The 16,253-nt window shown below is 34.2% G+C and carries 12 protein-coding genes; 7 read left to right on the forward strand and 5 right to left on the reverse strand.

What is annotated here, in order from left to right:
- Window positions 1-3: 3 nt before the first annotated feature.
- Entirely contained in the window at window positions 4-2,427 is a 2,424-nt protein-coding gene (locus tag QYS49_RS09500; protein WP_308351560.1) for a glycoside hydrolase family 31 protein, read from the reverse strand.
- Between the two features lie 324 nt (window positions 2,428-2,751).
- On the opposite strand from QYS49_RS09500, the gene QYS49_RS09505 reads away from it, so the two are divergent.
- Window positions 2,752-4,575, forward strand: coding sequence for a glycosyltransferase (locus tag QYS49_RS09505; RefSeq protein WP_308351561.1), 1,824 nt, complete (start codon window positions 2,752-2,754; stop codon window positions 4,573-4,575).
- An 18-nt stretch (window positions 4,576-4,593) separates the two neighbouring features.
- On the forward strand, window positions 4,594-6,099 hold the full coding sequence (locus QYS49_RS09510) for a DUF4301 family protein (RefSeq protein WP_308346982.1): 1,506 nt from the start codon (window positions 4,594-4,596) through the stop codon (window positions 6,097-6,099).
- An 86-nt stretch (window positions 6,100-6,185) separates the two neighbouring features.
- Here QYS49_RS09510 and QYS49_RS09515 read toward each other — a convergent pair whose 3' ends face one another.
- Entirely contained in the window at window positions 6,186-6,983 is a 798-nt protein-coding gene (locus QYS49_RS09515) for a zinc ribbon domain-containing protein (protein ID WP_308346983.1), read from the reverse strand.
- A 4-nt stretch (window positions 6,984-6,987) separates the two neighbouring features.
- The gene (locus QYS49_RS09520) at window positions 6,988-8,085 is read right to left on the reverse strand and encodes a Nif3-like dinuclear metal center hexameric protein (RefSeq protein WP_308346984.1); all 1,098 of its coding nucleotides are present in this window, start codon (window positions 8,083-8,085) and stop codon (window positions 6,988-6,990) included.
- An 83-nt stretch (window positions 8,086-8,168) separates the two neighbouring features.
- On the opposite strand from QYS49_RS09520, the gene lpxK reads away from it, so the two are divergent.
- From lpxK to QYS49_RS09535, 3 genes are read left to right on the forward strand one after another with little or no spacing between them, the layout of a single operon-like run.
- Complete coding sequence (gene lpxK / locus QYS49_RS09525) at window positions 8,169-9,188, forward strand: tetraacyldisaccharide 4'-kinase (RefSeq protein ID WP_308351578.1); 1,020 nt, start codon at window positions 8,169-8,171, stop codon at window positions 9,186-9,188.
- Window positions 9,189-9,195: 7 nt separating this feature from the next.
- Window positions 9,196-11,064, forward strand: coding sequence for a putative porin (locus QYS49_RS09530; RefSeq protein ID WP_308346985.1), 1,869 nt, complete (start codon window positions 9,196-9,198; stop codon window positions 11,062-11,064).
- Window positions 11,065-11,091: 27 nt separating this feature from the next.
- Complete coding sequence (locus QYS49_RS09535) at window positions 11,092-11,691, forward strand: MiaE family protein (RefSeq protein WP_308346986.1); 600 nt, start codon at window positions 11,092-11,094, stop codon at window positions 11,689-11,691.
- 260 nt (window positions 11,692-11,951) lie between these two features.
- Here QYS49_RS09535 and QYS49_RS09540 read toward each other — a convergent pair whose 3' ends face one another.
- Both QYS49_RS09540 and QYS49_RS09545 read right to left on the reverse strand, forming a co-directional pair.
- Window positions 11,952-12,230, reverse strand: coding sequence for a TIGR03643 family protein (locus QYS49_RS09540; protein ID WP_308346987.1), 279 nt, complete (start codon window positions 12,228-12,230; stop codon window positions 11,952-11,954).
- A gap of 88 nt (window positions 12,231-12,318) precedes the next feature.
- The gene (locus tag QYS49_RS09545) at window positions 12,319-13,551 is read right to left on the reverse strand and encodes a spore maturation protein (RefSeq protein ID WP_308346988.1); all 1,233 of its coding nucleotides are present in this window, start codon (window positions 13,549-13,551) and stop codon (window positions 12,319-12,321) included.
- A gap of 161 nt (window positions 13,552-13,712) precedes the next feature.
- Between QYS49_RS09545 and QYS49_RS09550 the strand changes: the two genes are divergently transcribed.
- Both QYS49_RS09550 and QYS49_RS09555 read left to right on the forward strand, forming a co-directional pair.
- Window positions 13,713-14,993 (forward strand): DUF2851 family protein, encoded by a 1,281-nt coding sequence (locus QYS49_RS09550; protein WP_308346989.1) that lies wholly within the window; start codon window positions 13,713-13,715, stop codon window positions 14,991-14,993.
- Entirely contained in the window at window positions 14,990-16,252 is a 1,263-nt protein-coding gene (locus QYS49_RS09555; protein WP_308346990.1) for a hypothetical protein, read from the forward strand. Before QYS49_RS09550 ends, QYS49_RS09555 begins: the two co-directional genes overlap by 4 nt.
- Window position 16,253: the final 1 nt, after the last annotated feature.

Here is a 16,253-nt window from a genome sequence, read left to right on the forward strand (position 1 = left end):
GGTTTATTGTTTTATGATCTCTAAGGAGTCAAAATTTCTATCGACTATTATTTTAGAATCATTGTTCACATTGACAGTATTTCCATCAACAATCATTTTTTCAACATTACTAAATCCATGTAAATGAATTTCAAAGCCTTTTGAACCCGATTCATATTCTGATTCCATTTTATGCTGAATGATGATAGTGTTATCTACGGGTTTCTGAATAAAAGTGTGCAATGTACTGATGCCTATATCAAAATCTTTAGTTAGACCATCATCTTCATACAATTCACTAACAGTTTCATTTGATGCTTTATAAATATGCAATTTGATGTTTTCAGGCACAAATTCATCTACATATTGCATTTTATCTTGCATAGGAATAATAGCTCCAGCTTTAATAAACATTGGGATTTGATCCAGAGGCGTGGCGACTTGTATTTCTCTTTTTCCTGAAATCAGTTCATTTGTCCAATAGTTGTACCAATTACCTTCAGGCAAATACATCATTCGCTCCTTCACTTTAGGTGAAGAAACTGGGCAAATTAATAAATGCTGGCCCAATAGAAATTCTTCTTCCCTTTCTAGGGTTTCAGTATCCTCTTGGTAAGCCAATGAGATGGATCTCAACATAGGTTTTGCATATTCTGCATATTGCCAGAAAGTAGTATAGAGATATGGCATAATTTCATACCTCAATTCAATAAATTTCCTAACAATATTTAAATATTTATCCTCAAATTGCCATGGCTCTTTGTCCCCATGGTCTCCAGAAGAATGTGTTCTGAAAAAAGGATGGAAAGTAGCCATTTGAATCCAGCGAGTATATAATTCTCCATCTGGGGCGCCAATAAATCCACCTACATCCGAGCCGGCAAAAGAAACTCCTGATGCACTTAATCTTTGACATTGAACATTGGCTATTTTCAAATGCTCCCATGAAGCAAGATTGTCTCCTGTCCAAACGGAGCTGAATCGTTGAATTCCTGCGTAGGCAGATCGGGTGATGGTAAAGCTTCTATTATTTCCTGCGAATTGCTCCAAACCTTCATAAGTTGCCCGAGCCATTTGCATGCCGTAAACATTATGCCCTTTTCTGTGGCTACAAGGATGACCCTCATAATCATGTCGAACATCTCTTGGGAAAGTGCCTTCCTCAAATACAGCTGGTTCATTCATATCATTCCAAACACCCGCTACTCCGTCTTGTGATAGTCCGCCAAATAAGCCAGACCACCATTTTCTAGCAGCCGGATTAGTAAAATCGGGGAAATGGCAAGGACCAGGCCAAACGCTCCCTTTAAATCTTGCCCCATCCATTCTTTGGCAGAAATAATCGTGATGTACACCTTGCTGATAAACCGTATATAGTGGATCGATTTTAATCCCTGGATCAACGATCACGATCGTTTTAAAACCATCGTTTTTTAAATCGGCAATCATTTGTTTGGGATTCGGAAATCTTTCGTTATTCCAAGTGAAAATGCGATAACCATCCATATAATCAATGTCCAAATGGATGACATCACATGGTATTCTGTTCTCTCGAAATGTTTTGGCAAGGTCCCGAACAGTGCTTTCAGGATAGTAACTCCACTTACTTTGGTGATATCCTAATGCCCATTTTGGTGGCATTGGAGATTTTCCTGTGAGCTCAGTATAATCTTGTACTACGTTTTCTAACTGCGGACCATAGATGAAATAGTAACGCATTTCACCACCCTGTGCCCAGAAACTTATAGCTTCTTTCCTTTCATAACCGAAATCAAAGAAGCTTCTGAATGAATTGTCTAAGAAAATACCGTAGCCTTCTCCATCATTCAATCCCATAAAAAATGGAATGTTTTTATAAACTGGATCAGTTTCATTGCCATATCCGTAGCAATCAGTTCCCCATAACTCCCTGCGGGTTCCGTTTAGATTTAGATTCCCTGTTTTATCTCCAAGTCCGTAATATTTATTGGTTTTAGAAGATTTAAGAGTGGAAATTACCACATGTCCACCAAACCTTCTTTCATCTTTCCAATGGTATCCTTTTTCATCTTCAATTAAGATCTTGCCATTTTTATTCAGAATTTTGATAGTAGCATCAGATTTCTTTATGATACACTGCAATAATTCTGTCTTGATAATCAGTGAATCTTGCTGAGCTTCAAATTGATAATTTGTATTTCCTAATTCGAATTCAGGATCAATAGCATAAGAAAAATCATCTTCAAAATAGCCGTCATTGGCATATCTAAATTTTAAAATTTTTTCACTGATAATGCTTAATTCTAATGTAGAATTCTGAGCATAAATCTTTAATCTACCTTTCTTCTGTTTCCAGCTAATAATCCCGCCAGGGTAAAACTCTTCTTCCTTCTGCTCTTGAAATTTTTCTATATAATTGCCCTCAAAGTCTTTTTCAGATTCTTGAGCATTGTCTTTATTTTCTTCCATATTAAGAGATAAAATTTAGCGATTTATCGCCATTTTCAATACAAAATTAACTACTTATTGTAGTTAATACACTAAGTATTTCTTTATTTTTTTTAAATTAAGGGTTTATGAGTTTATACTCTTATAATTTACAGAAAATCAAGCAATTTCTTCTTATATTCTGACATTATTCGAGATTATTCTCATAAATTAAATTGTGCCTGATAGGTACTAATGATTGGAGCAACATTAATGATCTGATAATCAGTGTTAAAAGATGTTGTTTTGCTAATTATTATTAAATCATATAAATAATCTATTCCAATTACTGAGAAACACACTAATATGAATGATGATAATACAATTGATAATCAAACCCATATTTTAACAGAAATTGCCTGGGAAGTTTGTAATCAAGTAGGCGGCATTTATACGGTAATTCGTTCTAAAGTTCCGACTATGGTCAAAAAATGGGATAAAAATTATTTTTTGATAGGTCCTTATGCTCCAAAGGAAGCAGCCACTGATTTTGAAGAAGCTGACTTTGGTCATTCTGTTATAGATGAAACATTAAGAATTTGCAGAGAAAAAGGGTTAAGTATAAAATCTGGTTATTGGTTAGTTTCAGGCAGGCCACAAACTCTTTTATTTGACCATAAATCAGCATTTCATGAATTAGGAGATATAAAATATTACTATTGGCAAAATCATGGAATTGATTTTAAAAACCATGATCCTTTGATGGATGAAGTTCTAGCCTTTGGTTATATGGTTCATATTTTTCTTTCAGAAATGACACGAGTAGCCATTGACCAAAAAATTAAACCTCTGGCTCATTTCCATGAATGGATGGCAGGTTCTGCTGTCCCGAATTTAAGAAGAGATCAAGTGCCTTTGCAAACGGTTTTTACCACTCATGCTACTCTTTTGGGAAGGTATCTTGCGATGAATGATCCTCAATTTTATGACCATTTACCTTTTATGGATTGGCATAAGGAAGCAGTCCATTTTAATGTAGAGGCAAACGTAAAACTAGAACGAGCCTGCGTACATGGTGCTCACGTTTTTACAACGGTTAGTGAAGTTACAGGAAAAGAATGTTTCCATTTATTGGGGAGAAGTCCAGATAAAATTTTACCTAATGGATTGAATATTGAACGATTTTCGGTTTTACACGAAGTTCAAAATTTGCATCATAAGTATAAGCAATTACTGGAGAATTTTATAATGGGTCATTTTTTCAAAAGCTATTCTTTTGACTTAAATAAAACCCTATACTTTTTTACATCAGGTCGGTTTGAGTACTCCAATAAAGGATATGATTTAACTTTAGAGGCTTTGGCTCGCTTAAATCATCGGCTTAAAGAGGCTAATTCACCTCTAACTGTTGTAATGTTTTTTATTACTCGTCAGCCCGTTAAATCCATAAACCCAGATGTTTTGAATGCAAGGGCAATGCTTGATAAAATCAATGCTAATTCAAATGCAATTGTTGAGCAGATTAAAAACAGATTATATAGACAAGCTGCTTCAAGCAAAGGCGACCATAAATTACCCAACCTAAATGATATGGTGGATGATTATTGGAGATTAAGACATAGAAGAACTATACAAGCCTGGAAATCAGGAGGCTTACCGCCAGTAGTAACACATAATTTGGTAGATGATGCAAATGATTCTATTTTAAATTTCTTAAGAACGGCCAACCTTGTTAACAATGAATCCGATAAAGTTAAAGTAGTCTATCATCCTGATTTCATATCTTCCACTAATCCGTTATTCGGAATGGAGTATGATGATTTTGTTAGAGCGTGCCATTTAGGCGTTTTTCCTAGCTATTATGAGCCATGGGGCTATACTCCTTTAGAATCATTGGCTAGGGGAGTTGCTTCTGTAACATCAGATTTATCAGGATTTGGAGACTACATGAAGAATGTAAGCATTGGTGATAAAAAACACGGAATGTTTATAGTGAAAAGAGCCAATAAAAGCTTTGATGAAGCAGCAGAGGAATTAACAAATGTGATGTGGGAGTTTACTCAGATCACGAGTAGGGAAAGAATTGATATGAGAAATCAATCAGAGGATTTGTCTGAAGTTTTTGATTGGAAGAATTTATATAAAGCCTATGAAAACAGTTACAAAATGGCTTTAGAAACTTATTTTTAAACCTAACAACCCAAAATTATGGATGATAAACTGAAAGATGATATTAAAAAAGCAGGTAAATCTGTGGAGTTGGTAGAAGAGCAATTAGAAAGATTTAAGAAAGGATTTCCTTATTTATCTGTAGACAGACCTGCCACAATAGGAGATGGTATAATTCAACTATCCGAGAAAAGCATAGATGAATTCATTGCCTTTTTTGAAAAGCAGTGTATGGATTATAATATGATTAAGTTCGTGCCTGCAAGTGGTGCTGCTAGTCGTATGTTCAAAAGATTGTATGCTTTTATGGAAGAGGATGAATCCCAAGCTGAGCAGGATGAATTTTTAAAAACTTTTTTTAATAATATCCACAAGTTTGCTTTTTCTGAAGCATTGGATAAAAAAATGATGGAAAAGAGTATTGGTTTAGATGATGCTTTAAAAGCAAAGAAATACCATTCCATTGTAAAAGCTTTATTGTTAGAAGAAGGTTTGAATTATGGTAATTTACCGAAAGGGCTATTAGATTTTCATGATTATAAGTCAGGTATAAAAACTCCTGTTGGTGAACATTTTACTGAAGGTGAAAATTATGCAAGAGGAATTCAAGGGAAAGTAAGATTGCATTTTACAGTTTCTCCAGAGCATCAAAAACTTTTTGAAGAGCATGCTGAACATGTTAGAAAAGGCTTTAATGATTTTGATATTACTTTTTCTCAACAAAAACCAGAAACTGATACTATAGCCGTTAATCCTGATAATACTCCATTCTATAATGATGATGGAAGTATATTATTTCGCCCAGCAGGGCATGGAGCTTTAATTGAAAACTTGAATGATTTAGATCATGATATTGTATTCATAAAGAACATTGATAATGTGGTGCCCGACCATTTAAAGCTGAAAACCATTCATTATAAAAAAGCTTTGGCAGGTTTATTAATGAGTGTTCAAAGTAAATTATTTGGATATCAGAATCAATTAGAGCGCAATATAAACGAATTAGAATTATTGGAAATTGAGAATTTCGCTCGAAAAGATTTGTTTTTGGTATTCAAGGATGATTATGCCCAATTAGATTTTTCAGAGAAAGTTGGCTATTTACAGTATCTATTGCATCGACCAATAAGAATTTGCGGTATGGTGAAAAATACTGGAGAACCAGGTGGTGGTCCGTTTTGGGTAAATGAGGAAGACGGCTCTTTAAACCTACAAATAGCAGAAACTTCCCAAATAGATCCTGATGATAAGAAAGCACAAGAAGCTTTACAAAATGCCACTCATTTTAACCCTGTGGATCTAATATGTGGGATTAAAGATTTTCACGGAAGAAAATATGATTTGTTAAAATATAGAAATCCTGAAACAGGTTTTATCACAAGTAAATCAAAAGATGGGAGAGAGTTAAAAGCTCTAGAGCTTCCGGGGCTCTGGAATGGCGCAATGTCTGACTGGATTACGCTTTTCGTTGAAGTGCCATTATCAACTTTCAATCCTGTAAAAACTGTCAATGATTTATTGAGAGAAGAGCATCAAGCGGGATAAGCTAGCATTATTTACTTTAAGTAATGAAAAAAGCCTGTCGGATTTGAATCTGACAGGCTTTCTAATTTTATAACTGTTTCTACAATTTACTTTTCTGCTTTTTTCTTTGCAGTAGTAGTCTTTCTTGTAGTACGTTTCTTTTTTGGCTTTTCTTCTATGATTTCCTCTTCAACATCAGTCAAGATTCTACCACAGTGCTCACAAACGATTAATTTTTTTCTATCTCTGATATCAGCTTGTCTCTGAGGGGGAACAGTATTGAAACAACCACCGCAAGCTCCTCTTTTAACAGGAACAACAGCTAAGCCGTTTCTAACATTTCCTCTTAATCTTTCATAAGAAGCAGCTAATCTATCTTCAATTTTCTTTAGCGCCTTTTCTCTATCCTTCTCAAGTTTGCTAACTTCCTCTGTTGTTTCAGACTCGATATTTTCTAATTCAGCACGTTTGCTTTCTAAATCTTTTACACGGTCTTCGTGCATAGCTTTAGTTTCCTCGATGCCTTTTACCTTATCTTCAATTTTAGCTTCAGCTTCTTTTATTTTTTTCTCATGGATTTGAATATCCAATTGCTGTAATTCAACCTCTTTAGTGATGGCATCATATTCGCGATTATTTCTAACGCTCATTTGCTGTTCGCCATATTTGGCAATCAACTTTTCTGATTCCTTCATGCCTTGCTTAGCGGCTTCAATTTCATCTTTGATTGCTTTTACGCTTTCATCGAATTTTTGAATACGGGTTTCATAGCCTGCAATCTCATCTTCTAAATCAGCTACCTCGTCAGGTAGGGCTCCCCTCACTTTTTTAATATCGTCTAATTTTGAATCGATACCTTGTAATTTTTTCAAGGCATCAAGCTTTTGTGCTACAGTACTTTCCATGCAGTTAATAATATTTTATCGGATTCGTGACAGTCTGTCCTAAATGGAGTGCAATATTAGCAAAATTTTCTTTCAATATTGCATAAAATATCTCATTTGTAAAACGTTCGCTCTCATAATGCCCTATGTCGGCTATAATCAGCCTTTCATCAGCATCAAAAAACTCGTGATATTTAATGTCAGATGAGATATAAATGTCTGCTTGCTTAATTTTTGCTTGTGAAATTAGGAATGAACCAGCTCCTCCACAAATTGCAACTCTTTTTATTTTACGGTTTATCTCTTTAGTATGTTTTATAACGGATAAATCCATTTTATCTTTCAAGTAGTCAAAAAATTCTTTTGACTCCATGGGTTGCGCTATTTCTCCTATCATTCCTGAGCCTAAATCTTCATAACTGTTTTCCAACTGATGTAAATAATAAGCTACTTCCTCATATGGATGTGCCTTTTTCATGGCACTCAAGATTTTATTTTTTAAATGCATCGGAAAAATAATTTCTATCTTATGTTCATCTACAGTTTCTAGCTCTCCTTTTTTGCCGATGCTTGGGTTGGCTTTGTCAGATGGGAGAAAACTTCCTTTTCCTGCTGTTTCAAAAGCACAATCTTTGTATTCACCAATCTGACCTGCGCCTGCTTCGTGTAAAGCAGATTTTAATTCTTCAGAATTTTCTTGAGGGACAAAAACACTTAATTTACCTAAGAAACCATTTTTAGGGCTTAAGATTTCGGTATTAATCAAGCCTAGCTTTTCAGCAATCTTAGCATTCACTCCATTTTTAATATTATCCAAATTTGTATGAGATGCGTAAATGGCAATATCGTTTTTAATGGCTTTAATAACAGTTCTTTCTACATAATTGCTTCCAGTTAGTTTTTTCAATCCTTTGAAAATTATAGGATGATGTGCTACTATCAATTCACAATTTTTAGATATGGCTTCATCAATTACTTCTTCGGTTACGTCCAAAGTGATCAAGACATTGCTAACATTTTTAGATGCATCGCCCACTATCAAACCCGCGTTATCATAAGATTCTTGATAAGCTAAAGGCGCAATGCTTTCCAAATGTTGGACGATATCCTTTATTTTGCTCATATTTGTTTTTGTTTCAATTCGGTCAAAGTTAAAAAGTTTTACAGCCCTTGCAATTATTTAAAAATAAGTATTGGCAATTATTAATGTCACCATTTAGTATTTTATACAAATGGGTAATGCAATTAAGGAATCATTTATACGATATCGAACACAAAGCTGTTTTTCATTTTGATACCAAAATTATTTCTGTGGGCAATCTGTCCATGGGAGGAACTGGGAAAACTCCATTTGTGGAATATATTTTAAGGTATTTAATTGAAAAAGGATATTCTAATAAAGTGGCTACTTTATCAAGAGGTTACGGAAGAAAATCTAAAGGCTTTAGAATTGCTAATGATGAAGATTCACCCAAAACAATTGGGGACGAACCATTTCAAATTTATCAGAAATTCAGAAAGGCAGCAGTAGTTTCAGTAGGAGAGGATAGAGTTTTGGCAATTCCGAGTTTAATTTATGAACATCCTGAAAATGAAGTTATTGTTTTAGATGATGCCTATCAACACAGAAGTGTGAAACCCAATTTTTCAGTTTTATTGACTGATTTCAATTCTCTTTTCTACGAAGATTATGTTTTGCCATCAGGCACTTTAAGGGAAAGCAGAAAGGGAGCCAAAAGAGCAGATATTGTGATTGTGACTAAATGCCCACCGAATTTGGGGGGAATTGAACAGGAAAAGATTAAGAACGAAATTGTGCGTTATATTGATAAGGCTGTGTTTTTCACTTCTGTAAAATATGAAAAAACAGTGGCGACAAAAGAAGGGCAAGAGGTAGGAAAGAAAATTGTTTTAGTAACAGGAATTGCTCAAGCTCAAAAATTTAAAGAGCATTTAATTAATGAAGGATTTAATGTTGTAAAGCATTATGACTTTGCAGACCATCATAATTTTACTTCAAAAGAAATTGAAGAAATTGATGGATTCGCAAATTTAGAAAATGCTGATATCATCACTACTGAAAAGGATTGGGTGAGATTAATCTGCTTTCCAGAATTACCTAAATCATTTCAAAGCAGGTTGTTTTACATCCCTATCATGGTACAGTTTTTGGATGATGAAAAATCTTTTCATCAAATCTTGGAAGATTCTATAATAAGAGCTTAATAAATCCATGACTTTACTTAATTTTGCAGCTGTTTTGAAGAAAATTTTATTAATTATATCGATTTTTGTTTGTGGAATAGGCTCAGTTTTTGCCCAGGTGATTGATGATTCTACAAAAAATGTATATGGTGCTAAAACCACTTTTTTCACAACTGAGGAAAATATTAAAAATAACTTAGAAGCCTATCAGGTTATTGATACCAGTTTAACTGGTACACATAATTGGGATCCTGTAAACATCTCAGATTACTATTATCAAAATATAGGAACGATTGGAACTGCTATGCGTCCTGTATTTTATGAAACCCCGGATATAATAGGTAAAAGAAGTGGATTTGGGGTTTATGATCGCTACATGAAAACGCCTGACGAATTCAGATACTTTGATACTAAATCTCCTTACACCAAAATGAGATCAGTATTTGGCGGTAATTATAGAGCATTTATTGGAATTGATTTTTCAAGAAATGTAAACGAAAACTGGAATGTAGGTTTTAGTTTTAGAAGATGGACCATTGATAAACAAATTGGACCTTTGCAGAGTAGAGGTGATTTGAATGTGTTGAGCCATTCTTACGATATACAAACTGACTATCGCACACCAGATAGGAAATATCATGTGATGTTTAATTTTGCTCGAACCTTTCACAAAGTAAATGAAACAGGGGGTATAAGAGATACTACTGAGACCTTAGTTTATAATGAACTATTCGATTATGATGACGAAGATATAAATCTGAGAAACGCTCAAAGTGGTGAGCTTAGGCAGCAATATCATATTTATCAACAGTATAAATTGAATAATTTAATACAGTTCTACCATGTTTTTGATAGAACTAACAGAATGAATTCATTTTTAAATACAGATCCTTCCACTAATCCTGATGTTGATTACTTTGATCAATTTCTATTAAGAACAGATTCCACTGCTGATTTGAGTAGATATGTATATTTTCAAAATGAAGTAGGTTTTAAAGGGAGTATAGGTGATTTCTTTTATCGCTTTTACGGTAAGAGGAAAGAAATCCGATATACAGGGAAATATCTAAATTCCGTTAATCCATTAACAGAAAATTATGCGGGAGGATATATTCGATTTAAACCAAAAGAAAATTGGCAATTAAAAGCCAATGCTGAATATGAATTAAATGGAAATTATCAGATTGGAGCTAGCTTGGATGTTCCATTTCTAACTGTTAGCGCTAAGAGCATGCAATTTGCTTCCCCATTCTTTTATGAACAGCATTTAGGGAATCATGATTATTGGCGAAATAATTTTAGTAGCGAACAAGTGCAACAGTTAAGTGGAAAGTTGGATATAAAATGGAAGGATTATTTCAGAATACAGCCTAAACTGGATTTGAAAATAGTAAGCAATCATATGTATTTCGATACTTTAGCCATGCCTCAGCAATCAAATGGAATTGCTACTTTAATCCATCCCGGCATTGAAGCAAAAGCAAAATATGGCGCTATGAACTTGGATGCGAATTATGTTTATACGTTAAAAGAAGGAGCAGATGCTGATTTATTTAGGATACCTGAGCATTTCTTGACCTTAGATGTGTACTATCATAAAGTATTTGAAGGAAGATTAGAGGCCAGAATTGGGACTGAAGCTCATTATAAATCTACTTATTTTGCTGATGATTACGACCCAGTTATTCAGCAATTCCATTTACAGAATTATTTCGAAGTTCCGGGCTATATGTTTATTGATTTGTATGCTAGTGTAAAAATCAATACAGCACAATTATTTATAAAATTCAGACATTTAAATCAGGATATTACGGCAGGCGGATATTTCACAACCCCATACTATACCGGACAAGAAAGAATACTTGATTTTGGATTGACTTGGATGTTTTTTGATTAAATATTAATCCCTTTATCTTTTCTGAAAATGGAAAAAGAGAAATTCACATTAGGATTAGAATTACCTACCGACCCGAGATGGGTCAATATAGCTGAAAAAAATATTGAAGATATTTTAGTAGATCATGCTTATTGTGAGCAAAAAGCCGCTAGCTCATGCATGAGTTTGATCATTAATTTTCCTGAAATGGATGAAATGGTGAAAGTGATGACACCGGTGGTAGCTGAAGAATGGTCTCATTTTGAAAGAGTGTTAGAACAATTAGATAAAAGAGGTTATAAGCTCGGTTTTCAACGAAAAGATGAATACGTTTCTAAATTAATGAAATTGGAAATAAAAGGTGGTAGCCGAAAATTCCAGCTAATGGAAAAACTTTTAATTAATGCTTTGATTGAAGCAAGAAGCTGTGAAAGGTTTAAACAATTGCATTTGCATATTCAGGATGAGGAATTAAAAAAATTCTATTATGAATTAATGGTTTCAGAGGCAGGCCATTATAAAAACTTCTTGAAATTGGCAGAAAGTTACCAACCAAAAGAAAATGTAAGAAAGCGTTGGGCAGAATTATTAGAAGCAGAAGCTGAAATTATGAAGAATTTGGAAGTAAGGGAAGATAGGTTGCATTAATATAAATGATTGCTTTCTTCCGCTAGCCAAGCTAGTGGAAACTACTAGCTCCTCTAGAGCGTTTTCAATATCAGCACCACCTTAAAAAAACAATATTTAGCTCAAACTCTTTTTCTAGAAACTAATCCTAAATAACTACTTTTTCATTCTATTCTTTGCCAGAGGCAAAAGTAATAATCGCTAACCGGAGGCAAGCGATAGAAAAACCTTCTTCTGGTATAAAATATCACAAATGGTTTTTTTGACTAGTGTTGTATAAATTATTTATACTTATTCAAACTAATAGCCTTTTGCCGAGAAGATTTGAAACGCTTAACATCATCTTTCCTTAGCGCTTCATGTTTAGTTTTTCTGCCTTGTACACGCTTTCTCCACATCCTGAAACTAGAAGGCTTCATTTCCTTACGCATGATTTTAATGGTTTGCTTTTCAGTTATGCCAAATTGATTGTAAATAGCATCAAATGTGGTACGATCTTCCCAACCCATTTCTACTATTCTGTCAATTTCTTCAGGGCTTAAATCCTTAATTTTTTTCATGCTACTAAAACCAGTGTATGGAATGATTGTTTTATGCTTACATTTAAAAATGTTTGGTAAAATCACCAAACAGGCGAAGAGATGTAAATTAATAGAAAAACATATAGCTAATCAAGATAGCTGCTATAATTCCAACTGCATCGGCTATTAAGCCGCAAGTTAAAGCATATCGGGAATTACGAATATTTACTGAGCCAAAATAAACTGCTAATACATAAAATGTAGTTTCGGTAGAACCTTGCATCACACTCACTAGTCTTCCTACAAAGGAATCAGCTCCATGAACTTCCATTGCATCCACCATCATTCCTCTTGCTCCACTTCCGCTGAGTGGTTTCATTAAGGCAGTTGGGATACTCGGCACAAAGTCAGTGTTTAAACCAGCAAAAGCCACAACTGCCTCCAAGCCATCTTTTAAAACCATCATAGCCCCTGAAGCTCTGAAAACGCCAACTGCTACTAAAATAGCAATCAGATAAGGAATGATCATTACTGCATAATTGAAACCTTCTTTAGCTCCTTCAACGAATGAGTCATACACATTTACTTTTTTACGGACAGCCAGGACAATGAAAGCTATAATTATGGAGAATAGAATGAAATTGGCAATATTAGATGAAATAGGTCCAAGTTCTGCTTGGCTAAGACTACTAAAAAACCAGATAATTCCTGCAATTATAAGACTCAATAAGCCTAAAGAAAGCAATATGTTTTTATGGAAAAGGTTGATTTTCTGAATCAAAGAGACAGCTATCAATCCACTTAAAGTAGAGAAAAAAGTAGTAAGTAAAATCGGGATAAATACATCTGAAGGATCAGCGGCACCTAATTGAGAACGATAAACCATAATACTTATAGGAATAATAGTTAATCCTGAGGTATTCAATACCAAAAACATAATTTGGGCATTGCTGGCAGTATCTTTCACAGGATTCAATTCTTGTAAACTGTGCATAGCTTTCAATCCTAAGGGCGTGGCTGCATTATCCAATCCCAACATATTAGCTGAAATATTCATCAGCATAGCACCCATGGCAGGATGATTTTTGGGAACTTCCGGAAATAGCCTTGAGAAAAGGGGTGAGGTGATTTTCGCTAAAATAGCAACCATTCCACCTCTTTCGCCTATTTTCATAATTCCTAACCAAAGAGACATCACGCCTGTTAACCATAAAGAAATTTCAAATCCCAATTTGGCATTATCGAAGGTAGCCTGAGTGAGCGCAGGGAATATTTCCATATCGCCCATGAAAATCCATTGGACAAGGGCAAAGACAAAGGCAATCAGAAAAAATGCAATCCAGATGTAATTGAGAACCATAAGCGCAATTAATCACTAAAAACAGGATTTTACAATAATGAGGTAAAAATATGTGGAAAGAAATTCTAAGACCCCATATTATTGATGACTTTATTTCAATCCCCAACTTGTAATAAATCCATAGTTTTCAGATATTCAATTTTCAACCGAATATTGAACCGATGAAAGAGAATTTTTTGCATTATGTCTGGCGATATCAGAAATTTGATACAAATGAGTTAAAAACTTCCGATGGCGCTTCAGTAAAAACTATCAAAACAGGTTTTGCACATTCTAATTCTGGTCCAGATTTCCAGCAAGCTAAAATTTTAATAGATGAAATGGAATGGAATGGAGCTGTGGAAATCCATATCAAATCTTCTGATTGGAACCGCCACAATCATCAAACTGACCCTAATTATGAAAATGTGGTTTTGCATGTAGTTTGGAAAAATGATGAACCGATTCAACATCCTGATGGTAGTAAAATTCCCACTATTGAATTAAAAGATAGAGTAGATTATAATTTGATTGAGAAATACCAAAATCTGCAAAGTTCACAAGATGAAATTCCATGTGGAGGTCATTGGTCAGAAATAAGTGGCTTGCATAAATCTGAAATGCTGGAAAAAGCATTGATAGAACGACTTTATCAAAAATCTGAAAAGGCAAAAAACCATTTTGAAAACGGAACCCAAAACTGGGATCAAGCATCCTATTTTATGTTGTTATCAGCCATGGGTTTTAAGGTAAATCAACATCCGTTTGAGCGCTTAGCTGAAATTTTACCCTATAATTTGATAAAAAAGTACAGTTCCTCAATTTTTCAATTGGAAGCCTTGCTTTTTGGAGTTTCAGGTTTTTTAACTCAGGATTTTGAAGATGAGTATCCCAATCAATTAAAAAAGGAATGGGAGTTTCTAAGTCATAAACATAAAGCCACTTTAGGTAGTGAAATGCATCTGCACGAATGGCGATTTCTTCGATTACGGCCAGCCAATTTTCCCACCATCAGAATAGCGGAACTAGCTCAGATTTTACATGTTTTTCCTTCACTCTTCGATGCTTTTGTCATCGATATGGATTTAAAAAGTATTCAAAAGCGACTGAAAGTTAAAGTTTCCGATTATTGGTTGAACCATTATCAGTTTGACAAAGAAAGTAAATATCGCAATAAGCAAATGGGGCAGAATTCTATTAAAACGCTTGTCATAAACTGCATTCCGGCATTATTGGCGCTTTATGCCAATGGCGTAGGAGAGGAAAAATATATGGATAAAGCCATTGGCTTATTAAATGACTTAAAAGCAGAAAAGAATTATATTACCCAAAAATTTACTGACTTAGGAGAAACACTTAATACTGCATTTGATTCACAAGCCATGATTCAACTTCATAATGAATATTGCCAACCTAAAAAGTGTCTGGATTGTAGCATAGGCTTATCCATTTTAAAAGCATGATTTCATTGATCATTCATATTCTGATTATCGCCACAATTTTTATTGCATTCAATCGAAAGATGTCAAGAGTGGATGATCGTATTATTTTCAGCATTTTTACCCTCCTAAAAATTAGTTGTGGTATTTTAATGGGCTTTTTGTATTGGTCATATTATGGAGCAGGTGATACCATTTTCTTTTATGAACAAGCCCAAGCACTTTTTCAATATTTTCAAGCGGATAAAATCTCACTTTCTGAATGGACAGGATTTACTCCCTTAAGTTTGTCACAAGCTGAATTTTCAGCTCAGTCAGAGCCAAGAACCTTCTTTTTTGTACGGTTGATGAGCTTTCTTTACGCTTTTACCCAAGGAAATTATTGGGTTATGAGTATTTATTTAAGCTTTTTTGCAGGATTGGGTACTTGGGCTTTTGCTCATGAATTGGTGAGAATATCTAAAGTAAATAAATCAGTTATTTATATCGCTTTGCTTTTCATTCCTTCTATCACTTTTTGGAGTTCGGGTTTATTAAAAGAAAGTTTGATGACCATTGCGATTTATGTTTTAGGTTTATCCGTTCTAAAATGGGTAGCTAAACCTACAAAATGGCTTTATGCGATTCCTGCAATCTTAAGTGTTATTGTATTATGGAAAGTGAAATACTACGTCCCTATCACTTTATTGCCTATTGTGCTTTTAACTACCCTGTTTTATCGAGGTAAATTTCTAAGTAACTTCAGTTTTCCGAAAAAATTGGCACTGTGTTTTTCTTTATTGATATTAGGAGGAATTTCTATTGCATTTATCCATCCTGTTTTTCATAGTGGTCGCTTTTTTGAGTTGATTCGAATAAGTCATGATGTAATTGCATATAACTCTACGGAAGCCCTAATTCATTTTCAAAATGTAGAAGGCAATGTTTTATTTTTTCTACAAAATTTACCTTTGGCTTGGTTTACGGGCATATTTCGACCTTTTGTTTGGGAATCTTATAGTCCTATATCCTTAATGTGGGGGTTGGAAAAAGGAATGTTTACGCTATTAGCATTTGCTTCCATAATCCTTTCTTTTAAAGTTAAGTTTTCTCAAACTGAAAAATGGTGGGGGATTGCCATTTTGATTTATACTTCTGTTTTGTCATCGGTTATCACATTAGCAACTCCAAATTTCGGAACATTAATTCGCTATGAAATAGCTTATATGCCATTTTTATGGCTTTTGGTTTTATTCATTTTGAATAAATATAAAATAGGAACCGCTTTATTGCGCAAGGAATGAT

The organism is Marivirga salinae (assembly GCF_030503855.1).
Classification (GTDB): Bacteria; Bacteroidota; Bacteroidia; order Cytophagales; family Cyclobacteriaceae; genus Marivirga; species Marivirga salinarum.